Source organism: Rhodopseudomonas palustris, assembly GCF_034479375.1.
GTDB classification, from domain to species: domain Bacteria; phylum Pseudomonadota; class Alphaproteobacteria; order Rhizobiales; family Xanthobacteraceae; genus Rhodopseudomonas; species Rhodopseudomonas palustris_M.
Map to the genome: position 1 here is coordinate 267,589 of NZ_CP140155.1, position 24,101 is coordinate 291,689.

Annotated in this window: 17 protein-coding genes; 6 read left to right on the plus strand and 11 right to left on the minus strand. The window is 65.8% G+C overall.

Going from position 1 to position 24,101, the window contains the following annotated elements:
- Positions 1–21 precede the first annotated feature (21 nt).
- From SR870_RS01225 to SR870_RS01260, 8 genes are all read right to left on the minus strand, one after another.
- Positions 22–1,251: an ABC transporter substrate-binding protein gene (locus tag SR870_RS01225; protein ID WP_322516237.1), complete on the minus strand. Its 1,230-nt coding sequence runs from the start codon at positions 1,249–1,251 to the stop codon at positions 22–24.
- A 347-nt stretch (positions 1,252–1,598) separates the two neighbouring features.
- Positions 1,599–2,831, minus strand: a complete 1,233-nt coding sequence (locus SR870_RS01230) for an ABC transporter substrate-binding protein (protein ID WP_322516238.1) — start codon at positions 2,829–2,831, stop codon at positions 1,599–1,601.
- Positions 2,832–2,990: 159 nt separating this feature from the next.
- The gene (locus SR870_RS01235) at positions 2,991–4,232 is read right to left on the minus strand and encodes an ABC transporter substrate-binding protein (protein ID WP_322516239.1); all 1,242 of its coding nucleotides are present in this window, start codon (positions 4,230–4,232) and stop codon (positions 2,991–2,993) included.
- Positions 4,233–4,457: 225 nt separating this feature from the next.
- The gene (locus tag SR870_RS01240; protein WP_322516240.1) at positions 4,458–5,468 is read right to left on the minus strand and encodes a branched-chain amino acid ABC transporter permease; all 1,011 of its coding nucleotides are present in this window, start codon (positions 5,466–5,468) and stop codon (positions 4,458–4,460) included.
- 2 nt (positions 5,469–5,470) lie between these two features.
- Positions 5,471–6,349, minus strand: a complete 879-nt coding sequence (locus SR870_RS01245) for a branched-chain amino acid ABC transporter permease (RefSeq protein WP_322516241.1) — start codon at positions 6,347–6,349, stop codon at positions 5,471–5,473.
- 11 nt (positions 6,350–6,360) lie between these two features.
- The gene (locus SR870_RS01250) at positions 6,361–7,074 is read right to left on the minus strand and encodes an ABC transporter ATP-binding protein (RefSeq protein WP_322516242.1); all 714 of its coding nucleotides are present in this window, start codon (positions 7,072–7,074) and stop codon (positions 6,361–6,363) included.
- The gene (locus tag SR870_RS01255; protein WP_322516243.1) at positions 7,071–7,868 is read right to left on the minus strand and encodes an ABC transporter ATP-binding protein; all 798 of its coding nucleotides are present in this window, start codon (positions 7,866–7,868) and stop codon (positions 7,071–7,073) included. Before SR870_RS01255 ends, SR870_RS01250 begins: the two co-directional genes overlap by 4 nt.
- A 63-nt stretch (positions 7,869–7,931) precedes the next feature.
- Positions 7,932–8,810, minus strand: a complete 879-nt coding sequence (locus tag SR870_RS01260) for an IclR family transcriptional regulator (RefSeq protein ID WP_322516244.1) — start codon at positions 8,808–8,810, stop codon at positions 7,932–7,934.
- A 141-nt stretch (positions 8,811–8,951) separates the two neighbouring features.
- On the opposite strand from SR870_RS01260, the gene SR870_RS01265 reads away from it, so the two are divergent.
- From SR870_RS01265 to SR870_RS01290, 6 genes are all read left to right on the plus strand, one after another.
- On the plus strand, positions 8,952–11,051 hold the full coding sequence (locus SR870_RS01265) for a 3-hydroxyacyl-CoA dehydrogenase NAD-binding domain-containing protein (RefSeq protein WP_322516245.1): 2,100 nt from the start codon (positions 8,952–8,954) through the stop codon (positions 11,049–11,051).
- A 183-nt stretch (positions 11,052–11,234) separates the two neighbouring features.
- Positions 11,235–12,920: a dicarboxylate--CoA ligase PimA gene (gene pimA, locus SR870_RS01270; RefSeq protein WP_322516246.1), complete on the plus strand. Its 1,686-nt coding sequence runs from the start codon at positions 11,235–11,237 to the stop codon at positions 12,918–12,920.
- The gene (locus SR870_RS01275) at positions 12,917–14,104 is read left to right on the plus strand and encodes an acetyl-CoA C-acyltransferase (protein WP_322516247.1); all 1,188 of its coding nucleotides are present in this window, start codon (positions 12,917–12,919) and stop codon (positions 14,102–14,104) included. Before pimA ends, SR870_RS01275 begins: the two co-directional genes overlap by 4 nt.
- Positions 14,105–14,256: 152 nt before the next feature.
- Entirely contained in the window at positions 14,257–15,447 is a 1,191-nt protein-coding gene (gene pimC, locus SR870_RS01280) for a pimeloyl-CoA dehydrogenase large subunit (protein WP_322516248.1), read from the plus strand.
- A gap of 131 nt (positions 15,448–15,578) precedes the next feature.
- Positions 15,579–16,721, plus strand: coding sequence for a pimeloyl-CoA dehydrogenase small subunit (pimD, locus tag SR870_RS01285; RefSeq protein ID WP_322516249.1), 1,143 nt, complete (start codon positions 15,579–15,581; stop codon positions 16,719–16,721).
- A gap of 236 nt (positions 16,722–16,957) precedes the next feature.
- Positions 16,958–17,731 (plus strand): glucose 1-dehydrogenase, encoded by a 774-nt coding sequence (locus SR870_RS01290; RefSeq protein ID WP_322516250.1) that lies wholly within the window; start codon positions 16,958–16,960, stop codon positions 17,729–17,731.
- A 281-nt stretch (positions 17,732–18,012) separates the two neighbouring features.
- Here SR870_RS01290 and SR870_RS01295 read toward each other — a convergent pair whose 3' ends face one another.
- The 3 genes from SR870_RS01295 to SR870_RS01305 are packed head-to-tail and all read right to left on the minus strand — an operon-like array spanning position 18,013 to position 24,094.
- Positions 18,013–20,706 (minus strand): molybdopterin-dependent oxidoreductase, encoded by a 2,694-nt coding sequence (locus SR870_RS01295; protein ID WP_322516251.1) that lies wholly within the window; start codon positions 20,704–20,706, stop codon positions 18,013–18,015.
- Positions 20,706–22,325, minus strand: a complete 1,620-nt coding sequence (locus SR870_RS01300; RefSeq protein ID WP_322516252.1) for a sulfite reductase subunit alpha — start codon at positions 22,323–22,325, stop codon at positions 20,706–20,708. The genes SR870_RS01295 and SR870_RS01300 overlap by 1 nt, the downstream gene beginning before the upstream one ends.
- Positions 22,322–24,094, minus strand: coding sequence for a NirA family protein (locus SR870_RS01305; RefSeq protein WP_322516253.1), 1,773 nt, complete (start codon positions 24,092–24,094; stop codon positions 22,322–22,324). The genes SR870_RS01300 and SR870_RS01305 overlap by 4 nt, the downstream gene beginning before the upstream one ends.
- Positions 24,095–24,101 lie beyond the last annotated feature (7 nt).

Consider the following 24,101-nt stretch of genomic DNA (forward strand, 5'->3'; position numbering starts at 1 on the left):
CGAGCCTTGTGGATGAGAGGCTCAGCCGCCGACGTCGGCGCTGATCACGTCGCCGAACAGCTCCCACTTCTCGCCCTTGAACCGCATCAGTTGCAACTGGCTGATCGGCGCGAAGTCGGTCGCCGAGGTGTTGATCTTGATGCCGGGCAGCAGCGCTTCGGTTCGGAAGTCCTTCAGGCTCGCGGCCTGCTTCATCACGTTGGCGCGGGTGAGATCGTCGCCGCTCTTCTTCAGAACTTCGACCAGCGTCTGCGCCACGCCGTAGCCGACGATGGTGCCGCTGTCGAGCTTGTTGCCTTCCGGAAACTCCTTGTCCATGAAGGCTAGGAACTCCTTCATGCCGGGGTCGTCCTTCCACTGCGTGTCGGAGACGTCCTTCATGTAGGCCGCCGAGATGATGCCCTGCGCATTGTCGTAGCCGGCCGGCTTGATGACGCTGCCGACCGAGGCGGAGACGTTGTTCAGGAAGTGGGTCGGCTTCCAGCCGATCTCGGCCAGCTTCTTGATCGCCTGGGCGGCGAACTTCGGTGTGGTGATGTTGACGAAGACGTCGGCGCCGGTCGATTTCAGCTTGACGATCTGGTTGTCGATCGTCGGCGAGGAGACCTCGTAGCTCTCCTTCATCACGATCATCGAAGCGCCCTTGGCGCCGAGCCCGTCCTCGAGGCCCTTGAGATAGTCCTTGCCGTAATCGTCGTTCTGATACAGCACGGCGATCTTGGCGTTGGGCATCTCCTTCATGATGTACTTGGCGTAGATCTGGGTCTCGCTCTGGTAGTTGGGCTGCCATCCCATCGTCCAGGGGAAGTCCTTCGGATCGTTCCACTTGGTCGCGCCGGTGGCGACGAACAGTTGAGGCACCTTCTTGCTGTTCATGTATTTGTGGATCGCCGAATTCGGCGGCGTGCCGAGCGAGTTGAAGATCAGCAGCACTTCGTCGCTCTCGACCAGCTTGCGTGCCTGTTCGACGGTCTTCGGCGGCGAATAGGCGTCGTCGTAGGTGATGAAGTTGATCTTGCGGCCGTTGATGCCACCCTTGTCGTTGATCATCTTGAAGTACGCGGCCTCGGTCCTGCCGATCACGCCGTAGGCGGAGGCGGGTCCGCTGTAGGGCATGATGTTGCCGATCTTGATTTCGGTGTCGCTGGCGCCGGTGTCGTATTTCTTCTGCGCGAGCGCGCCGCTCGAGGCTGCGAGTGTCACCGCGAGCGCAGCCGAGATGGCAGCCGCGTGCGAACGGAGTGAAGGCATTTCGGACTCCCTTTTCTTGATGTGTGATTGTTGTGTTTGATCGCGGAGCTCTTGGTGGCTCCTGCGGACATTCAACACCTTTCGGCGGTTAGCAGCAAGGAAAAGCCCTTGCGTGAAAGCCACAGGTCGACTTGCTGCAGTGCGAAGTAACGACTATCCGTGGTGCGGTGCACGCCGAGGTCCGCTGCTCGGCCGACCGCCCGACTGCGGCGCTCGGTCGTGTGATGTTGCAGCACGGAAGCAGGGCGGCGGGTCGCGAGTGGGCAAACAAAAACCCCGGCAACTGCGTTGCCGGGGTGATCGTCTGGATCGGGAGAGTGGCCGGACCTGCGTCCGGCCGCCCGTTCTTACTGCGTGATGTCGCCGGAGATGATTTCTCCGAACAGCTCCCACCTGTCGCCCTTGAAGCGCATCATCTGGAGCTGGCTGATCGGCGCGAAGTCGGTCGCCGAGGTGTTGATCTTGACGCCGGGCAGCAGCGTGTCGGGCTCGAAGTCCTTCAGGCTGGCGGCCTGCTTCATCAGGTTGGCGCGGGTCAGGTCGTCGCCGCACATCTCGAGCACCTTGTGCAGGGTCTGGGCGGCGCCGTAGCCGTAGACCATGTTGCTGTCGTTCTTGTTGGAGCCGGGCATGTATTTTTCGACGAAGGCATGCCACTTTTTGAACTGCGGATTGTCCGCCCACTGCTGGTCGGTCGGATCCTTCGCGTAGTTCGCCGACAGCACGCCCTGCGCGTTTTCGAAGCCGGCAGGCTGCATCACGCTGCCGACCGAAGCCGAGACGTTGGTGAGGATCACCATCGGCTTCCAGCTCAGCTCGGCGATCTTCTTGATGGTCTGGGCGGCGAATTTGGGCGTGGTGTAGACCAGCACGACGTCGGGATTGGCCGACTTCAGCTTGACGACGTTGCTGTCGATGGTCGGCGCCGAGATTTCGTAGGTTTCTTCGGCGATGATCATCGAGGCGGCCTTGGCGCCGAGGCCGTCCTTGGTGCCCTTGAGATAGTCTTTGCCGAAATCGTCGTTCTGATAAAGGATGCCGATCTTGGCGTTCGGCTTCTCCTTCAACAGATACTTGGCGTAAATCTGCGCTTCGCTCTGGTAGGACGGCTGCCAGCCGATCGTCCAGGGGAAGTTCTTCGCGTCGTTCCACTTGGTGGCGCCGGTGGCGACGAACAGTTGCGGCACCTTCTTGACGTTGAGGTACTTCTGGACCGCAGTGTTGGAGGGCGTGCCGAGCGGGTTGAACACCGCCAGCACTTCGTCGCTCTCGACCAGCTTGCGGACCTGTTCGACCGCCTTCGGCGGCGAATAGGCGTCGTCGTAGCTGATGAAATTGACCTTGCGGCCGTTGATGCCGCCGTTGTCGTTCACCATCCGGAAGTAGGCTTCTTCGGTCTTGCCGATCGTGCCGTAGGCCGACGCCGGGCCCGAATAGGGCATGATGTTGCCGATCTTGATCTCGGTATCGGAGGCGCCGGTATCGTATTTCTTTTGAGCGAAGGCCGCGCCGTTGAACGCTGCGAGGCTGACCGCGGCGGCTGCTGAAAAGACGAGCGCGCGCGAAAGCGAAGTTTGCATTGCAGAAGGCTCCTTGGTCGTGGGTTTTTTCTTGTTCGAACTTCGTTGAGTTCGAAACGAATTGAACACGTTTCTCGCGCGTGCAGCAATAGTCGGTAGCGGCGACATCGTCGCCGGCTCCCCGTCGCGAATATCCCGTGTCGCGGATTATGCGGCGGATCAGTTGCGCAGATCGCCGTCGATCACCGGTCCGAACAGTCGCCAGTGGTCGCCTTCGAAACGCATCATTCGAAGCTGTTCGATGGGATGAAAGTCGTTTGGAGCGGTGCTGATCGTGATGCCCGGCAGCAGCGTGTCGGGCGCGTAGCCGTCGAGATTGGCGGCTTCGCGCATCACATTGGCGCGCGTCAGGTTGTCGCCGGCGCGGCGCAGGACTTCGACGAGGCACTGCGCCGCACCGTAGGCGTACACCACCGAATTGTCGCCGCGATTGACGTCCGGCGCGTAGGCATCGAGGAAGGCATGGAACCGCTTCATGCCCGGATCGCCGATCCATTGCGGGTCTGCGGCGTCCTTGTTGTAGGCCGCCGAGACCAGTCCCTGTGCGTTGTCGAGTCCCGCCGGCCGCAACACCGCGCCGATCGAGGCCGACACCAGCGCCTGCAGATAGAGCGGCCGCCACGCCATCTCGGCGGCCTTGCGAATACTCTGCGCGGCGAATTTCGGGGTGGTGATGCTGACGAACACGTCGGCGCCCGAGGCCTTCAGCCGGGCGATGTGATTGTTGGCCGAGGGCTCGGCGACTTCGTAGCTCTCCTCGGCGACGATCAGCGATGTCAGGTCGCCGAGGCCGTCCTTCAAGCCCTTCAGCAGGTCGCGTCCGAGATCGTCGTTCTGATACAGCACCGCGATCCGAGGTTCGGGCTTGTTGGCGAGGATGTATTTGGCATAGACGCGGCCCTCGACCTGGTAGGGCGGTTGCCAGCCCATCGTCCAGGGAAAGCCGTTCGGGTCGCCGAACCGCGTCGCGCCGCTGGCGGCGAACAATTGCGGCACGCGCCTGGTGTTGAGATATTTCTGGATCGCGGCGTTCGAGGGCGTGCCCATCGGACTGAACATCAGCAGCACCTCGTCGCTCTCGACCAGCTTGCGCGTCTGCTCGACCGCCTTGGCCGGGCTGTAGGCGTCGTCATAGGAAATGAACTCGATCCTGCGACCGTTGATGCCGCCCTGGTCGTTGATCATCCGGAAATAAGCCTGCTCGATCCGACCGACGATGGCATAGGCCGAGGCCGGGCCCGAATAGGGCATCAGATTGCCGATCCGGATCGCGGTGTCGCTTGCGCCGGGATCGTAGCTCTTCTGGGCCAGTGCGGACGGCGCAGCGGCGAGGGAGGCAAAGGCTGAAACAACGGCGAGCATCGCGGTGAACGGCGCGCGCCGGAAGGCATTGGAAAGCATGGTCGGGTCTCGCATCGGGCCGCATCGCGCGGCGGAATCCGCCCTGCATACGCCGGATCGTGCGACCCGACCCGTCATCCGATCGTGGGGCAGCCCCGCGTCACCGGCGGGCGGCGGCGCCGCGGCCGATGCGGGCACGAGACGGCCGAAGCGGATCGCAAGAAAAAGCCCCCTGCGGAAGCTCCGCAGGGGGCCGAGGCTGTCGCGTCCGTCACGCGAGACGGATCATTTTCTGAGTTTGTGGACCCAGCCCTGCACCGTGTAGGCGATCTGCCGCGAACCGTGCGGCAGCACGAAGATGATCAGCACCAGGATCAGGCCGAACACCGCGCCGGACAGGCCCTTGGAGAAGTGCTCGGCGATGTTCGGCACGAACACGATGAACGCCGCGCCGACGATCGAGCCCGGCAGCCAGCCGACGCCGCCGACCACCATGCCGAGGAACAGCGCGATGGCGAGCTGGATGGTGTAGCTGTCCGGCGCCACGAACTGCACCGCGATGGCGCCGAGTCCGCCGGCGACGCCGGTGATGCCGGCCGAGACGCCGAACGCCAGCGTCTTGTACAGCGCCACGTCGACGCCCATCGCCGACGCCGCGATCTCGTTGTCGCGGATCGCCATCATGGCGCGGCCCGAGCGCGACTTCAGCAGGTTCACCGAGGCGACGTAGATCAGCATCGAGACGACGAGCACGAAGTAGTACAGCCACATGTCCTGCGACAGCGGCAGGCCGAACGGCGCGTCGGGCTTGGTGATCACCAGGCCCTGCACGCCGCCGGTCCACGCTTCGAAGTAGTGCAGCTTCAGCAGTTGCGGCATCGCGGTGGCGAGCGCGAAGGTCGCGAGCGCCAGATAGATGCCGGAGAGCCGCAACGCCGGCAGGCCGAACAAATAGCCCGCGATGAAGCAGATCCCGCCGGCGACCGGCAGCGTCAAAGCGTAGTTGACGCCGAAGGTCTCCATCAGGATCGCGGAGGTGTAGGCGCCGAGCGCGTAGAACGCGCTCTGGCCGAGCGAGAACTGGCCGCTGCCGCCGGTGAGGATGTTCAGCGCCAGAACGGCGATGGCGTAGATCAGGACCATCGTCATCTGGAAGATGACGAAGTTCTTGGCGATCAGCGGTGCGGCGCACAGCAAGATCACCACCACGACCGAGGCGTAAGTGCCCAGCGCCATGTACTTCTTCGGCGTGGTCTCGATCGGCGGGGTTTCGACGATTTCCTGCAAGGCGCTCATGATCAGACTCGCTTGACGATGGAACGGCCGAACAGGCCGGTGGGTTTGACGACCAGGACGGTGATGATCAGCGCCAGCGCGATCGGCAGTTTCAGTTCGTTGCCGACGCCCGGGATGTAGGTTCCGGCGAGATTCTCGAAGATGCCGACCAGGAAGCCGCCGACCACGGCGCCGAGCGGGCTCGTCAGACCGCCGAGCACCGCCGCGGCGAATCCGTAGATCAGTACGCCGCCCATCATGTTGGGCTCGAGGAACACCACCGGGGCGATCAGCATGCCGGCGATCGAACCGATCGCCGCCGCCATGCCCCAGCCCAGCGCCACCATCCAGGAGGTGTTGACGCCGACGAGACGTGCGGATTCAGGCTGCGCCGCCGCCGCCCGCATCGCCAGACCGATCCGGGTGAACTGGAAGAAGAAGTACAGCAGCAGCAGCAGCACCAGCGTGACGCCGATCATGCCGGCCTGGTGGGTCGAGATCAGCTGGCTGCCGAGGAAGGGCGACGAGCCGAACGGCGACGGGAACTGCTTGATGGTGAAGTCCCAGGTCAGGCCCGCGACCGAATTGACGATCGCGAACAGCGCGATGAAGCCCGCGACGTGGGTCAGCACCGGCGCGTTGCCGAGCGGTTTGAACAGAGCCCGCTCGATGACGATGCCGCCCGCGAAGGACAGCGCCAGCGTCAGCACGAAGGCGCCCCAATACGGCACGCCCCACTGCAGCATCTGCCAGGCGATGAAGGTCGAGAACATCGCCATTTCGCCCTGGGCGAAGTTGAGGTGGTCGATCGCCTGATAGATCATCACCACGGCCAGCGCCATACATGCGTAGATGGCGCCCGTGGCGATACCTGCCAGGACCTGATTCAGCAGAAGTTCCATGGCCGGTCTCCTCAGTATCCGAGATACGATTTGCGGACGTCTTCGTTGTTGGCGATGTCGTCCGCCTTGCCCGACATCACGATGCGTCCCGTCTCGATCACGTAGGCCTTGTCGGCGAGCTCCAGCGCGAGCTGCGCGTTCTGCTCGACCACCAGGATGGTGACCTTGTCCTCGCGATTGATCTTGCCGAGGATCTTGAACAGATCGCGCACCACCAGCGGGGCGAGACCGAACGACGGTTCGTCGAGCAGCATCAGCCGCGGCCGCAGCATCAGCGCGCGGGCGACCGCGAGCATCTGCTGTTCGCCGCCGGAGAGGGTGCCGGCCTGCTGGGTGTGGCGCTGCTTCAGTACCGGGAAGTGCGCGTACATCCGCTCGATGTCGCCGGGGATCGCCTTGCGGTCCTTGCGGCTGATCGCACCGAGCTCGAGGTTCTCGTGCACACTGAGCGTGGTGAAGGTGCCGCGGCCCTGCGGCACATGCGCGATGCCGAGCCGGACGATCGATTCGGTCGAGCGGCTGGACAGCTTGTTGCCTTCGAATTCGATCGAGCCGGTCGAGCGGACCATGTTGCAGATCGCGCGCAGCGTCGTGGTCTTGCCGGCGCCGTTGGCGCCGAGCAGGGTGGTGAGGCTGCCTTCCTGCAGATCGAATTCGAGGCCGTGCAGCGCCTGGACCTGGCCGTAATAGGCGTGCAGGTCGCGAACGTTGAGCATCGCCGTCATTGGTCCTTGCTCCCCAGATAGGCCTTGATCACATCCGGGTCGTTCTGCACCTGCGTGGGCGTTCCCTCTGCGAGCTTGCGGCCGAAATTCAGCGCGACGACATGGTCGGCGATCGACATCACCAGACCCATGTGGTGTTCGACGAGAAGCACGGTGATGCCGCGGTCGTCGCGGATCTTCCGGATCAGGTCGCCGAGGATGTAGACCTCCTCGTGATTGAGACCGCCGGCCGGCTCGTCGAGCAGCAGGATCTTCGGCTCGGCGGCGAGCGCGCGCGCCAGTTCGACGCGCTTCTGGGTGCCGAACGGCAGGCCCGACACCACGGTGTGGGCGACGCTGCCCAGTTCGAGATAGTCGAGGATGTCGTGGACGCGCTTGTTCATCGCCTTTTCACCGTTGCGGATCCAGGGCAGGCGCAGCGAGTCCGAGACGATGTCGCTGTTGGTGCGCGAATGCGTGCCGACGCGGACGTTGTCCAGCACCGTCAGATTCGGAAACAGCGCGACGTTCTGGAAGGTGCGGCCGATGCCGACTTCCGCGATGCGGTGCGGCGGACGGGTGAGGATGCTGTCGCCTTCGAGCAGGATGTCACCCTTGCTCGGCTGATATAGCCGCGACAGGCAGTTGAACAGCGTGGTCTTGCCCGCGCCGTTCGGGCCGATCAGTCCGAGGATCTGGCCCTTCAACATGTCGAATGAAATGCCGTTCAAGGCGACGATGCCGCCGAACACGACGCTGACGTCGCGCACCGCGAGCAGCGGTGACGCGGTTTGTCCCGAATGTGCCTGCATCATTTGCTGCTGCCCTGAAACGGGCTGCCAAGCATGATCATCGGCGACGCTTCGCGACGACGGATGCTACCTGATCCCCTCGACGACACGCGCAACTTTCCCTCCTGACTTAGTTTTCTTGTTGTCGGATTTGTCTGGTCTTCTTGATTGCGGCGCCGCTGTCCCGCCGAGCGCCGCTTCGATTTTCCTTACCATCGCCACGAGACGAGGTCCAATGTCGTTGAGCAGACGATCTTCCGTGAAGCGGAATGCAGGCGCTCCACAATTGAATGCGTAAGGGCCCGTACCGTCGTTCAACGTCAGAGCGACTCCCGCGGCGTGCACGTCGTCCTGCCACTCGCCGGCCGAAATGGCAAAGCCGTACTTTGCGACCATCTCCTCGGAACGCTCGATTCCTTCCTTGATGCGCGGCCAGCGACTGCCGTAGTGCTCGCGCATGTCGCGCAGCAAGGACATGCGTTCATCACCTTGCAGCGCACTCAAGTAAGCGCGCCCCATCGCGGTGGTCGCGATCGGAATGCGCGAGCCGACGTCGAGTTGCACGCCGACGGTGAGGCTGGAGCGCGCCTGGCCGACATAGATCATGCTGATCCGGTCGCGCGCGCCGACCGCGACCGCGCCGCCGGTCTGCTGCATCAATTCGTCGCGAAACGGCTGCGACAGGTGACGGACGCCGAGATTGGCGAGCGCCGCATAACCGAGCGACATCGCCGCCGGCGCGAGCTGATACTTCTCGAATCGCGGCACCTGGGTGAGGTAGCCGAGCTTGGTGAGCGTGTAGGTCAGCCGCGAAATCGTCGGCTTCGGCAATTTGGTGCGCGCCGCGATCTCCTGGTTGCCGAGCAGGCCGTCATTGGGGCCGAACGCGCGCAAGACTTCGAGGCCGCGCGACAGCGCGACGACGAAACTGCGATCGGTCGCGGCTTTTTTCGGCGGACGTTTCATTCCCGGCACGTTTGATTGATTATGGTCGTCGTTGACAAGCGACGCTCTTCAAAATATCCCTCGCTGTCAAGATGTGAAACTAAATTTCGCACTGCGAAATAGATTTAGATCAATCAAGAAACGTAGCCCGAGGAGAATGCAATGAGCGAAGTCGTCACGCGCGAACGCCATGATGCGATCGCGATCGTCACCGTCAATAGTCCGCCGGTCAACGCGCTCAGTGCGGCTGTTCGCCGCGGCATTCTGGAGAACGTCAACGCGGCGGTCGCCGATCCCGAAGTGCAGGCGATCGTATTGACGTGTGCGGGGCGCACCTTCATCGCCGGCGCCGACATCACCGAATTCGGCAAGCCGCCGCAGCCGCCGGCGCTCAACGACGTCATCGCCGCGCTGGAGAATTCGCCGAAGCCGACCATCGCGGCGATTCACGGCACCGCGCTCGGCGGCGGCCTCGAAGTCGCGCTCGGCTGCCATTTCCGCGTTGCGGTGAAAGAGGCCAAGCTCGGCCTGCCCGAAGTCAAGCTCGGCCTGCTGCCGGGCGCCGGCGGCACCCAGCGGCTGCCGCGCGCGGTCGGCCCCGAGCTCGCGGTGCAGATGATCGTCGGCGGCAATCCGATCGGTGCCGCTGAAGCGCTGAAGCACGGCCTGATCGAGGAGATCGTCGAAGACCGCGTCGCAGGCGGCGAAGCCTTCGCGCGAAAGGTGCTGGCCGAGAAGCGGCCGACGCGCCGGCTGCGCGACGACGACAGCAAGCTCGCCGCGGCCAAGGCCGATCGTTCGATCTTCACCAATGCGGTGGCGGCGATGACCAAGAAGGCGAGGGGACTCGAAGCGCCGTTCGCCTGCGCCGACGCGATCGGCGCCGCGATCGACCTGCCGTTCGAGGAAGGTCTGAAGAAGGAGCGCGAGGGCTTCCTCAAGCTCGTGGTCAGCGACCAGTCCAAGGCGCAGCGCTACGCCTTCTTCGCCGAGCGCGAGGCCGCCAAGGTCGACGGCGTGCCGGACGGCACCAAGCCGCGCCCGGTGTCGCGCGTCGCGATCATCGGCGCCGGCACCATGGGCGGCGGCATCGCGATGTCGTTCGCCAATGCCGGCATTCCGGTGACGCTGATCGAGACCGGCAAGGAGCAGCTCGATCGCGGCATGGGCATCATGCAGAAGAACTACGAAGCTACCGCGGCGCGCGGCGGCATCCCGGCGGATGCGCCGGCCAAGCGGATGGGCCTGATCACCGGCATGGTCGGCCTCGAAAACGTCAAGGACGCCGACCTGATCATCGAGGCGGTGTTCGAGACCATGGCGGTGAAGAAGGAAGTGTTCACCGCGCTCGACGCCTACGCCAAGCCGGGCGCGGTGCTGGCCTCGAACACCTCCTATCTCAACGTCGACGACATCGCGGCGACCACCAAGCGGCCGCAGGACGTGCTCGGCATGCACTTCTTCTCGCCCGCCAACGTGATGAAGCTGTGCGAGATCGTGCGCGGCGCCAAGACCGCGCCCGACGCGCTGCTCACAGCGGTGTCGATCGCCAAGAAGATCGCCAAGGTCCCGGTCGTGGTCGGCGTCTGCGACGGCTTCGTCGGTAACCGCATGCTCGCGGCCCGCTCCAAGCAGTCGGAGAAGCTGCTGTTCGAAGGCGCGCTGCCGCAGCAGGTCGACGCCGTCGTCACCAAATTCGGAATGCCGATGGGCCCGTTCGCAATGGGCGATCTCGCCGGCCTGGACATCGGCTGGCGCTCGCGCAAGGACCGCGGCATCAAGTCGGAAATCGCCGACGCGCTGTGCGAGGCCGGGCGCTTCGGCCAGAAGACCGGCAAGGGCTACTACAAATACGAATCCGGTTCGCGTTCGCCGCTGCCGGATCCCGAAGTCGAAACGCTGATCAACGACACGCTGACCAAGCTCGGCCTCAAGCGCCGCGAGGTCAGCGATGACGAGATCCTCGAGCGCATGATGTATCCGATGATCAACGAGGGCGCGCGCATCCTCGAGGAGAACATCGCGGCGCGGCCGAGCGACATCGACGTGGTCTGGCTGTACGGCTACGGCTGGCCGATCTATCGCGGCGGCCCGATGCACTACGCCGACGGCGTCGGCCTGAAGCACATCGCCGAGCGTCTAGCTTACTACGCCAAGGCCACCAACGACCCGTCGCTGGAGCCGGCGCCGCTGCTGCAGCGCCTCGCCGCCGAAGGCAAGACCTTCGCCTCGCTCGGGCAGCCCAACAAGGCGGCGGCGTGATTTTTTCTTCTCCCTCCCCCCTTGCGGGGGAGGGTCGGGGTGGGGGGTAGCCACGGGCGCTACGCCTCGTTGCCCCCCACCCCCGACCCCTCCCCGCAAGGGGGAGGGGAGCCGACCACGCCGCGTCATCCGCGCTCCGGAGCGACGAGTAGATAGTATCATTCCAATCGTGAATGTGACCACATGACCCATCCCGGTGAGCAGTACTACCCGCCCGGCGTTCGCTGGGATGCGGAGATCGCGAAGGGCACGTTGCCCGATCTGCTGGCAAAGGCGGCTGCGGACTACGCGGCGCGGCCGGCGCTGGAATTCCGCGATCGGCAGATAACTTACGCCGGGCTGAAGGAACGCGCCGACACCGCCGCTTCGGCGTTGCTACGCGCCGGCTACGGCCCCGGCGCTTCGGTCGCGCTGTTCCTCGGCAACACGCCGGATCATCCGATCAATTTCTTTGGCGCGCTGAAGGCCGGCGCCCGCGTGGTGCATCTGTCGCCGCTCGACGGCGAGCGCGCGCTGTCGCACAAGCTCAGCGATTCCGGCGCGCGCGTGCTGATCACCACCGATTCCGCAGCCTTGCTGCCGATGGCGCTGAAATTTCTCGCCAAGGGCCTGCTCGATCGCCTGATCGTCTGCGCCGACGCGGCATGGGGCGAGTCCGCCACGCCGCTGGCGCCGCTGCCGGAAGATCCCCGCGTGATCCGCTATGCCGACTTCCTCAAGGATGCGCCGCAGCCTGCGAACTGGCCCCAAATCTCGCCCGACGACATCGCGCTTCTGCAATACACCGGCGGCACCACCGGCCTGCCGAAGGGCGCGATGCTGACCCACGCCAATCTCACCTCGGCGGTGTCGATCTACGACGTCTGGGGCCTGGTGCGCGGCGGCGACGGCGTCGTGCATCGCGTGATCTGCGTGCTGCCGCTGTTTCACATCTACGCGCTCACCGTGATCCTGCTGCGCTGCCTGAAGCAGGGCGACCTGATCTCGCTGCATCAGCGCTTCGACGTCGGCGCGGTGTTCCGCGACATCGAGGAGAAGCGCGCCACCGTATTCCCGGGCGTGCCGACGATGTGGATCGCGCTCGCCAACGATCCGTCGCTGGAGAGCCGCGATCTGTCGTCGCTGACGATGGCCGGCTCCGGCGGCGCGCCGCTGCCGGTCGAGGTCGCGCGATTGTTCGAGCGCAAGACCAATCTCAAACTCAAGAGCGGCTGGGGCATGACCGAGACTTGCTCGCCCGGCACCGGCCATCCGCCGGACGGGCCGGACAAGCCCGGTTCGATCGGGTTGATGCTGCCGGGGATCGAACTCGACGTCGTCGCGCTGGCCGATCCGAAGAAGGTTCTGCCGCCCGGCGAGGTCGGCGAGATCCGCGTCCGCGGCCCGAACGTCACCCAGGGCTACTGGAACAGGCCTGAGGAAACCGCAGAGTCGTTCGTCGGCGACCGTTTTCTCACCGGCGATATCGGCTATATGGACGCCGACGGCTATTTCTTCCTGGTCGACCGCAAGAAGGACATGATCATCTCCGGAGGCTTCAACGTCTATCCGCAGATGATCGAACAGGCGATCTATGAACATCCCGCGGTGCAGGAAGTGATCGTGATCGGCATCCCCGACGATTATCGCGGCGAGGCGGCGAAGGCGTTCGTCAAGCTGCGCGACGGCGCGAAGCCGTTCAGCGTCGAGGAACTACGCGATTTCCTCAAAGGCAAGCTCGGCAAGCACGAACTGCCGGCCGCGGTCGAATTCGTCGACGAATTGCCGCGCACGCCGGTCGGCAAACTCTCGCGCCACGAATTGCGCAATCAGCTACCCAAATCCACCAACCAGAGCCAACAGCAAACCGCACAGGGAGTCCGCCCATGACCGACGCCGTAATCGTTTCCACCGCGCGCACGCCGATCGGCAAGGCGTATCGCGGCGCCCTCAACGCCACCGAGGGCGCAACCTTGCTCGGCCATGCCATCGAGCACGCGGTCAAGCGCGCCGGCATCGACCCGAAGGAGGTCGAGGACGTGGTGATGGGCGCGGCGATGCAGCAGGGCGCCACCGGCGGCAACATCGCCCGCAAGGCGCTGCTCCGCGCCGGCCTGCCGGTGACCACCGCCGGCACCACGATCGACCGGCAGTGCGCCTCCGGCCTGCAGGCGATTGCACTCGCGGCGCGCTCGGTGCTGTTCGACGGCGTCGAGATCGCGGTCGGCGGCGGCGGCGAGTCGATCAGCCTGGTGCAGAACGACAAGATGAACGGCTTCCACGCCGTCGATCCGGCGCTGCAGGCGATCAAGGGCGACGTCTACATGGCGATGCTCGACACCGCCGAAACCGTGGCCAAGCGCTACGGCATCTCGCGCGAGCGCCAGGACGAGTACTCGCTGGAGAGCCAGCGCCGCACCGCGGCGGCGCAGCAGGGCGGCAAGTTCAGTGACGAGATCGCCCCGATCGCGACCAAGATGGGTGTCGTCGACAAGGCCACCGGCGAGGTGTCGTTCAAGGACATCACGCTGTCGCAGGACGAAGGCCCGCGGCCCGAGACCTCGGCCGAAGGCCTCGCCGGCCTGAAGGCGGTGCGTGGCGACGGCTTCACCATCACCGCCGGCAACGCCAGCCAGCTCTCCGACGGCGCCTCCGCCACGGTGATCATGAGCGACAAGACCGCGGCGGCGAAGGGCCTGAAGCCGCTCGGCATCTTCCGCGGCATGGTCTCGCACGGCTGCGAGCCGGACGAGATGGGCATCGGCCCGGTGTTCGCGGTGCCGCGCCTCTTGAAGCGCCATGGCCTGACGGTCGACGACATCGGTGTCTGGGAACTGAACGAAGCCTTCGCCGTGCAGGTGCTGTACTGCCGCGACAAGCTCGGCATCGATCCGGAGAAGCTCAACGTCAACGGCGGCGCGATCTCGGTCGGCCATCCCTACGGCATGTCGGGCGCCCGCCTGACCGGCCACGCGCTGATCGAAGGCCGCCGCCGCAAGGCGAAATACGCGGTCGTCACCATGTGCGTCGGTGGCGGCATGGGCTCGGCGGGATTGTTCGAGATCGTGCACTAACGACTAACACCGTCATTCCGGGGCGCGAGCGCAGCTCGCGAACCCGGAATCCCGAGATTCAGGCCGGATGAACAGCTCGAGATTCCGGGTTCGCGCTCCGCGCGCCCCGGAATGACAAGGCGAACGGCATTGGTATTCACAAGGAGGATCCGATGGATCTGAATTTCAGCAAGGAAGAAATCGCGTTTCGCGACGAGGTGCGGCAGTTCTTCAAGGACAACGTGCCGGCGAAGACGCGGCAGAAGCTGGTCGAGGGCCGGCATCCCTCCAAGGACGACATGGTGGAGTGGTATCGCATCCTCCACAAGAAGGGCTGGGGCGTCACGCACTGGCCGAAGGAATATGGCGGCACCGGCTGGAGCTCGGTGCAGCACTACATCTTCAACGAGGAGCTGCAGGCCGCGCCGGCGCCGCAGCCGCTCGCCTTCGGCGTCTCGATGGTGGGCCCGGTGATCTACACCTTCGGCAGCGAGGAGCAGAAGAAGCGCTTCCTGCCGCGCATCGCCAGCGTCGAGGATTGGTGGTGCCAGGGCTTCTCCGAGCCCGGCTCCGGCTCCGATCTCGCCTCGCTCAAGACCAAGGCCGAGAAGCGCGGCGACAAGTGGATCATCAACGGCCAGAAGACCTGGACCACGCTGGCGCAATACGCCGACTGGATCTTCTGCCTGTGCCGCACCGACCCCGCCGCCAAGAAGCAGTCGGGCATCTCCTTCATCCTGGTCGACATGAAGACCAAGGGCATCACGGTGCGCCCGATCCAGACCATCGACGGCGGCAAGGAAGTCAACGAAGTGTTCTTCGATGACGTCGAGGTGCCGCTGGAGAATCTGGTCGGTGAGGAGAACAAGGGCTGGGACTACGCCAAGTTCCTGCTCGGCAACGAGCGCACCGGCATCGCCCGCGTCGGCATGTCGAAGGAGCGCATCCGCCGCATCAAGGAGCTGGCGGCGTCGGTCGAATCCGGCGGCAAGCCGGTGATCGAGGACCCGAAGTTCCGCGACAAGCTGGCCGCGGTCGAGATCGAGCTGAAGGCGCTGGAACTGACGCAGCTCCGCGTCGTCGCCGACGAGGGCAAGCACGGCAAGGGCAAGCCCAACCCGGCGTCGTCGGTGCTGAAGATCAAGGGCTCCGAGATCCAGCAGGCGACCACCGAGCTGTTGATGGAAGTGATCGGCCCGTTCGCCGCGCCCTACGACGTGCACGGTGACGACGACAGCAACGAGACGATGGACTGGACCGCGCAGATCGCGCCGAGCTACTTCAACAACCGCAAGGTGTCGATCTACGGCGGCTCGAACGAGATCCAGCGCAACATCATCACCAAGGCGGTGCTCGGGCTGTAAGGGCCGGCACGCTCTCCGTCATTGCGAGCGAAGCGAAGCAATCCAGATCCACGCCTCGAAGCTGGATTGCTTCGTCGCTTCGCTCCTCGCAATGACGCCCGCTCGATTTTGCTATTCAAGGAAGCATCACCATGGATTTTGATTTGTCGGAGGAGCAGCGGCTGCTCAAGGAGAGCGTCGAGGGTCTGCTGAAGACCTCGTACGATTTCGACAGCCGCAAGAAATACGCCAAGGAGAAGGACGGCTGGAGCCGCGAGATCTGGGGCAAGTTCGCCGAGCAGGGTCTGCTCGGCCTGCCGTTCTCGGAGGAAGACGGCGGCTTCGGCGCCGGCGCGGTCGAGACCATGATCGTGATGGAAGCGCTCGGCCATTCGCTGGTGATCGAGCCGTATCTGCCGACCGTGATCATCGCCGGCGGCTTCCTGCGCCGCGCCGGATCGGCCGCGCAGAAGGCCGCGCATTTGCCCGGCATCATCGACGGCAGCAAGACCTTCGCGTTCGCGCAGCTCGAGAAGAACTCGCGCTGGGATCTCGGCGACGTCACCACCACCGCCAAGAAGAGAGGCGACGGCTGGATCATCGACGGCGAGAAGTTCGTGGTGCTGAACGGCGAGGCCGCCGATACGCTGGTGGTCACCGCGCGCACGAACGGCGCGCAGCGTGACCGCAACGGCGTCGGTGTGTTTTTGGTGCCGGCCGATGCCAAGGGCGTGTCGCGCAAGGGCTACCCGACCCAGGACGGCCAGCGCGCCGCGGATATCACATTCACCGGCGTCGAGATCGGCGCCGATGCGGTGATCGGCGATCCCGCCAATGGCCTGCCGCTGGTCGAGCAGGTCGTCGACGACGCCCGCTCGGCGCTGTGCGCGGAAGCGGTCGGCGCGATGGATGAATCGCTCACCACCACGGTCGAGTACATCAAGACCCGCAAGCAGTTCGGCGTGCCGATCGGCAGCTTCCAGGTGCTGCAGCATCGCGCCGCCGACATGTTCGTCGCCGCCGAACAGGCCCGCTCGATGGCGATGTTCGCCACCATGGCGGCGGATTTCGACGACGCGAAAGAACGCGCCAACGCCATCGCCGCCGCCAAGGTGCAGATCGGCAAGTCGGCCAAGTTCGTCGGCCAGCAGTCGATCCAGCTCCACGGCGGCATCGGCATGACGATGGAAGCCAAGATCGGCCACTACTTCAAGCGGCTGACCATGATCGAGCAGACCTTCGGCGACACCGACCACCACCTCGCCCGCGTCAGCGAGGCCGGCGGGCTGATCTGAACGCTCTCAACGAGTCATTCCGGGGCGCTCACGCAGTGAGCGAACCCGGAATCTCTCACTTTCGTCATTCCGGGGCGCGCGTAGCGCGAGCCCCGGAATGACTTGTATCAACGTCATTGCCGGGCTTGACCCGGCAATCCATCTTCTTCGGAAGAGATGGATGCGCGGGTCAAGCCCGCGCATGACGGCCAGAATGCGGAATAACCGCAAATAACAACCTTAGGGAGAGCGCTAACATGACCGCCAACCCGTTCGATCTCACCGGCAAGGTCGCGGTGATCACCGGCTCGTCGCGCGGCATCGGGCGGGCGTCGGCGGAATTGCTGGCGAAGCTCGGGGCGAAAGTCGTGATCTCCAGCCGCAAGGCCGATGCCTGCGAGGAGGTCGCCGACGGCATCCGCAAGGACGGCGGTGACGCCCATGTGATCGCCTGCAACATCTCGCGCAAGCCAGAGGTCGAGGCGCTGATCGACGGCGCCAACGCCAAATACGGCAAGGTCGACATCCTGGTCTGCAACGCCGCGGTCAATCCTTACTACGGCCCGCTGCTCGACATCGCCGACGAGGCGTTCGACAAGATCATGGCCAGTAACGTCAAGAGCAACATCTGGCTGTGCGCCCGCGCGATCCCGCAGATGGCGGAGCGCGGCGGCGGCTCGGTGGTGATCGTGTCGTCGATCGGCGGTCTGCGTGGCTCCACCGTCATCGGCGCCTACGGCATCTCGAAGGCCGCCGACTTCGCGCTGTGCCGCAGCCTCGCCGGCGAATGGGGCGAGAAGGGCGTACGGGTCAATTGCATTGCGCCCGGCCTGGTCAAGACCGACTTCGCCCGCGCGCTGTGGGAAGACGAAGCCAATCTCAAGCGCCGCACCGCCTCGACCCCGCTGCGCCGCATCGGCGAACCCCACGAAATCGCCGGCGCCGTCGCGTATCTGGGCTCCGACGCCTCGACCTTCATGACCGGCCAGACCATCGTCATCGACGGCGGCGTGACGACGGCGTCGGTGTAGTAACGACGCTCGCCCCTCGTTCGTCATTCCGGGGCGCCGCGAAGCGGAGAACCCGGAATCCATACGCCGCAGCCTTCGCGTTCGCGCAGGGCGGTCGTGTGTTGTTATCAACGTGAGGTCAGGGGTTATGGATTCCGGGTTCGCGCTGCGCGCGTCCCGGAATGACAGATGGATGGTTCGTAGGGTGGGCAAAGGCGCACAAGCGCCGTGCCCACGCGTGACGCCTGCGTGGGCTTCGCTTCGCTCAGCGCCACCCTACGAGGTCGTTCGCGCGATGCACGTCACGCCGTCATCACCATCTTCGCCCCCGCCACGATCTTGCGGAGCTCCGGCAGGCACGAGCCGCAATTGGTGCCGGCGCGGAGAGACTTGCCGATCGCTTCGACGCTGACGGCGGTGCCGCTTTCGATCGCGTCGCGGATGGTGGTGAGGCCGACGCCGAAACAGGCGCAGACGATCGGACCGGAATCGGCAAGGCCGTCGGTGGAGCGGCCCGAGAGCACGGCGCGGCGCTGCTGATCGGGGAGCACTTCGGCCTCGAACAGCGCCTTCACCGCGTCCCATTGCGGCGTGGCCTCGGCCGGTCCGACGAACAGGCAGCCGACCAGCTTTCCGTCTTGGAACGCCGCCGCGCGAAAACTCTGCCGCGGCGCGTCGAGATATTCGGCGAGCTCGACGCCGTCGCCGAACAGCGCCTTGGCGCGACCGCGCCACGCCGATGCGGGCTCATCGCTCGCGAACAACAGGCCCGCGCCGTTGCGGACCGCGACCCGCGTCCACCAATTGCCCTCCGGCAGCGCCAGCGGCTGCCGCGACAGCGCGAAGCCGCGCCGCGCGTAGTCGACCGGCGCGATTGCCGCCGGCGTCGCTTTGGCTTCGGGCTGGCCGGAGAACGGATCGGTGGCCGGCGCCACCAGCGCGCCGACCCGCGCGGTCGCCGCGGTCTCGCCGCTCCAGTGGATCGGTGCGAACAGCGAACCCTGGCGCTGGCCGGCGCTGACCATCACCGCGAGCACGCAGGCGCCGTGCGCCGTGGTGATGCGGGCGAAGCCGCCGTCGCGGAGGCCGGCCGCCGCGGCGTCGTCCGGATGCACCTCGACGAACGGCTCCGGCCGATGCGCGCCGAGCCGCGGGCTGAGGCCGCTGCGGGTCATGGTGTGCCACTGATCGCGGATCCGGCCGGTGTTCAGCACCAGCGGGAATGTTTCGGACACAGCGTTGCGCGGCGCCGGCCGTTCCGGCGCGATCAGCCGCGCGCGGCGGTCGGGGGTGAAGAAATGTCCTTCGGCGAAGAACCGAGTCTCGCCTTGCGCCTCGCCCACGCGGGCCGGCCATTGCACCGGATCGAGCGCGTTGAAGGCGTCGTCGCTCAGCGAACCCAGCGCGCCGATGTCGAAGTCGCGGCTGCCGTCATTCTCGAACGCCGACAGCGCGGCGTGCTCGCGGAAGATATCGGCCGGGGACTGATAGTTGAACGCCTCCGCAAAACCCATCCGCTGCGCCACCTGCGCCACGATCCACCAGTCCGGCCTGGCCTCGCCCGGCAGCGGCAGGAACGCTCGCTGGCGCGAGATCCGCCGTTCCGAATTGGTGACTGTTCCGTCTTTCTCGCCCCAGGCGGCGGCCGGCAGCAGCACGTGCGCGCCGCAGGCGACGGTGTCGTTGCTGATCACGTTTTCCGAGATCACCAGCAGGTCGAGCTTCTTCAAGGCCTCGGCGACGAAGCCGGCACGCGGCAGCGACACCGCCGGGTTGGTCGCCATCACCCACAGCGCCTTGATCTCGCCGCGGCCGATCGCGTCGAACATCGCGACCGCCTTGTGCCCCTCGCGTTGCGCCATGTTCGGCGCGCGCCAGAACCGGCCGACGCGATCAATCGCCTCCGGCGTGAAGTCCATATGAGCGGCGAGCTGATTGGCGAGGCCGCCGACCTCGCGGCCACCCATCGCATTGGGCTGACCGGTCAGCGAGAACGGCCCCATGCCGGGCCGGCCGATCCGGCCGGTGGCGAGATGGCAGTTGATGATCGCGCCGACCTTGTCGGTGCCCTGCGCCGACTGATTGACGCCTTGGGAATAGCAGGTGACCACCTTCGGCGTGTCACGGAACAACGCGAAGAACTGCGCCACATCGGTTTCGCTCAGTCCGGTTGCTGCCGCCGTCGCGGCGATGTCCGGCGCGATCTCGCGGGCGCGCACCAGCGCGTCGGTCAATCCCGTGGTGTGCTTGTCGAGATAGTCGAAGTCGAAGGACAAAGTGTCGGCGAGATGCACCAGCAGGCCGCTGAACAAAGCGGTGTCCATGCCGGGCGCGACCGCCAGATGCAGGTCGTCGTTCTCGACGCTGGCGGTGCGGCGCGGGTCGATCACCACGATCCTGGCGCCGCGCGCGCGCTTGTTGGCGATGATGCGTTGATACAATACCGGGTGGCACCACGCGGCGTTGGAGCCGACCAGCACGATCAGATCGGCCTGATCGAGATCGGCATAGGTCCCCGGCACGGTGTCGCTGCCGAAGGCGCGGCGATGGCCGGCGACCGAGGAGGCCATGCACAGCCGCGAATTTGTGTCGACATTGGCCGAGCCGACAAAACCTTTCATCAGCTTGTTGGCGACGTAGTAGTCCTCGGTCAGCAACTGGCCCGAGAGATAGAACGCAACCGAGTCCGGCCCGTGCTTTGCGACGATCTCCGCAAAGCCGTTCGCGACGTTGTCCAGCGCGGTGTCCCAGGACGCCTGCGCCATCGCGCCGTCCGGTCCGCGCAGCATCGGGTGCAGCAACCTTGTGCCGAGCGCCAGCGTTTCGCCGAGCGCCGAGCCCTTCGAGCACAGCCGGCCGAAATTCGCCGGATGCTCGGGATCGCCGCTGATCGTCGCGCCGCCGATGCCGTCGGGCCTGGCGAGCACGCCGCAGCCGACGCCGCAATAGGCGCAGGTGGTGCGCACCGCCGGCGGGTGCTGCGTCAGCGCGTTCATCAATAGACGTCCTGCTGATAGCGGCCCTGCTTCTTCAGCTCGGAGACGAAGGCGGTGGCCTCCGCCGCGCTGCGCGCGCCGTGCTGCGCGACGATGTCGACCAGCGCCAGTTCGACGTCCTTGGCCATCCGTTGGGCGTCGCCGCAGACATAGATGGTGGCGCCCTCGGTGAGCCAGCTCCACAGATCGCGGCCGACCTCGCGCATCCGGTCCTGCACGTAGATCTTCTCGCCCGAGTCGCGCGACCATGCCAGCGACAGCCGCGTCAGCAGGCCGCTGCGCTTCATCGCGTTCAGTTCGTCGTCGTAGAAGAAGTCGCAGGCGGAGCGTTGATGCCCGAAGAACAGCCAGTTCTTGCCGGGCGCCGCGATCGCCTGCCGCTCGTGCAGAAAGGCGCGGAAGGGTGCGACGCCGGTGCCGGGACCGATCATGATGATCGGCTGAGCGGGATCGGCCGGTAGCGCGAAATTATGCGCCTTCTGCACATAGACGCGCACGCTGTCGCCGGGCGTCACGCGTTCGGCGAGGCCGGTCGAACAGACGCCGAGCCGCTGCCGCTTGCCGATGGTGTAGCGCACGCAATCCACCGTCAGTGACAGCCGGCCGGGGATGGTCTTCGGCGACGACGAGATCGAATACAGCCGCGGCTGCAGCGGATCGAGCGCCTCGACGAAGGCTTCGGGATCCGGACGGATGCCGGGGAATTTCTCCAGCGCCGCCAGCACGTCGAGCGTTGCGGCGTCGCCGTCCGGGTCCTCGCCATTGGCGAGCGCGCGGGCCTTCTTCCGCTTGTCGCCGCCGGTGATGTAGCTGATCAGCTGGAACAGCATGTCGGGCGCCGGCGACAGCGACACGCTGTCGGTTAGCACCGCGCGCAGGCTGCGCTCGCCGATCGGGAATTCAGCGGGCGCCCGGAGCGCTTGAAGCACCAGATCGACCAGCGCCGGATCGTTGCCCGGAAACAGCCCGAAGGAATCGCCGGCCTCGTAACTCAGTCCCTCCTCGAGCTCGAATTCGATGTGCCAGGTCTCCTTTTCGGAGCCGTCCTTGTTCAGCTTGCGGCGCGAGAGAACCTTTGCGGTCGCCGGATTGTCGCGCGAGGTGCCGCGCGGCGGCAGCGCCGCGGCGGCGGCAGCGTCGACCGCGAGCGGCGGCGCGCTGTCGAGCTTCGGCGCGCTGCCGATCTGCTCGGCCAGCGTCTTCACCATCCGGGCGGTGTCCTTGCCGCCGGGCGCGCACAGATTGAGTCGCGGTTCCTTGCCTTCGAAGATCGCTGCCGAGTAGTTCTTGCAGTCGTAGCCGCACTGGCCGCAATCCTGCTGCGCCATAGCCGCCATCAGCTTCCAGCGTAGCGGCTTGCTCTCGGCGAGTTGCATCCGCTCGGCGATCGGCAGCGTCTGGTCGTGCCACGGCGCGCCGCCGTCGTCGGCGGCGGCCCCGGGGGCAGGGCCGTTGCCGAGCAGCGCCGCGGCCTGTTCGCTCGACAGTGCGGTGACGCCGGAGCCGTCGAGCGAGACGAGGCCGGCGAAGAAACCGTTGAGCCAGGCGCGCTGCTCCTCGGAGAACGGCGCGGTGTCGGGGATCAGGGTCGGGATCGGCGGCGGCATATTCTGGCTCATGCGCCGGGCTCCGAAGTCGTATCGATGGCGAAGATCTGCCTCAACGCTGCCGCGTCGTGGCGGCGGGTGAAGGCGAGGAAGCTCTCGTCGGGCGAGGCGCGCTGCGCGAGATAGATGCGCAGCATCTGCTCGATCACGCGCGGCGCATCCTCGGACTTCACGTCGCGGAGGATCTCGGCGCCGATCGCGGCGTCGGGCCCGAACGCGCCGCCGACATGGATGTGATAGCCCTCGACGGTGTCTTCGTCCGAGACCGGCACCTTGGCGCCGATCAGGCCGATGTCGCTGATGAAATGCTGCGCGCAGGAATGATGACAGCCGGTGAGGTGGATGTTGACCGGCGTGTCGAGCGCCACGCGTGGCTCGCAATACTCGGCGATCGCCTCCGCGCTCTCCTTGGTATGCGCGGCGGCGAAGCGGCAGCCGGTGGCGCCGGTGCAGGCGATCAGGCCGGCGCGGATCGGGCTGGCGTGGGTCGCAAGGCCGAGCGCCTCGATCGCGGCGGTCGCATCGGCAACGCGGGCATCGGCGACGCCGGAGATCAGCAGATTCTGCCAGACGGTGAGGCGGATGTCGCCGTCGCCGAAGCCGCGCGCGATCTCGGCGAGGCCGCGCATCTGCGCCGACGTGAGCCGGCCGAGCGACAGCCGGACGCCGATGTAGTTCAGGCCCGGCTGCTTCTGCGGATGAACGCCGATATGCGCGGCGCGATCGGCGGCCGGGCGCGGCTGCGCGGCCTCGGTCGGCACGCGCAGCAGTTTGCGGCCGAGTCTGTCCTCGACCAGCCCGAGAAACTTGTCGAAGCCGAAAGCGTCGAGCACGTATTTCAGCCGCGATCTGTTGCGGTCGGTGCGGTCGCCGTGCTCGATGAACACCCGCACGATCGCGTCCGCGACCTCGGTTGCTTCATCCGGCGGCACGATCACGCCAGTGTCGCGGGCAAAATCCTTGTGGCCGGTGATGCCGCCGAGCGCGAGCCGGAACCAGACGCCGGGCGCGACGCCGTGACCTTCGGCAATCGTCACCGCCTGGAACGCGATGTCGTTGGTGTCCTCCAGCGTCGGGATCAGCCCGCCGCCGTCGAACGCGACGTTGAATTTTCGCGGGAGCCCATACAGGGCGCGTTCGTTCAGGATGTGGAAGTGCCATTCGCGCGCATAGGGCCGCGTGTCGATCAGTTCCTGCGGGTCGATGCCGGCGGTGGCTGATCCCGTGACGTTGCGGATGTTGTCCGCGCCGGCGCCGCGCGCCCACAGGCCGAGGCTCTCGATGCCCTCGATCAGCGTCACGGCGTTCTTCGGCGCGATCTCGCGTAGTTGCAGATTGGCGCGCGTCGTCACATGCGAATAGCCGCCGCCGCACGAATCCGCGAGATCGGCGAGGCCGGCCATCTGCCACGAGGTCAGCACGCCGTTGGGAATCCGCAAGCGGCACATATAGGAGGTCTGCGCCGGCGCGACGTAGAACAGCCCGTAATAGCGCCAGCGGAAATTGTCCGCCGGCTTCGGCGGCGTATTCGTCTTGGCTTGCTGCTTCAGCCGCGCATAGGCGTCGAACGGATGTTCCTCGCGCTTCCACTTCTCCTGATCGGGCAGCTTCTTGCCGGAGGCCGTAGCACGGTCCTGAGCGGCGATGTGAATCGCATCGGGCCCGCTCGGAGCGGCCTCGCTCGACGCGGGCAGGGCGCCGCGGGCCGCGCGCGCGGCGGTGACGCCGGTGGCGAAGCCTTCGAGGTAGCGCTTCTGGTCGATCGTGAATTCGCTTCCCATCAGTCCC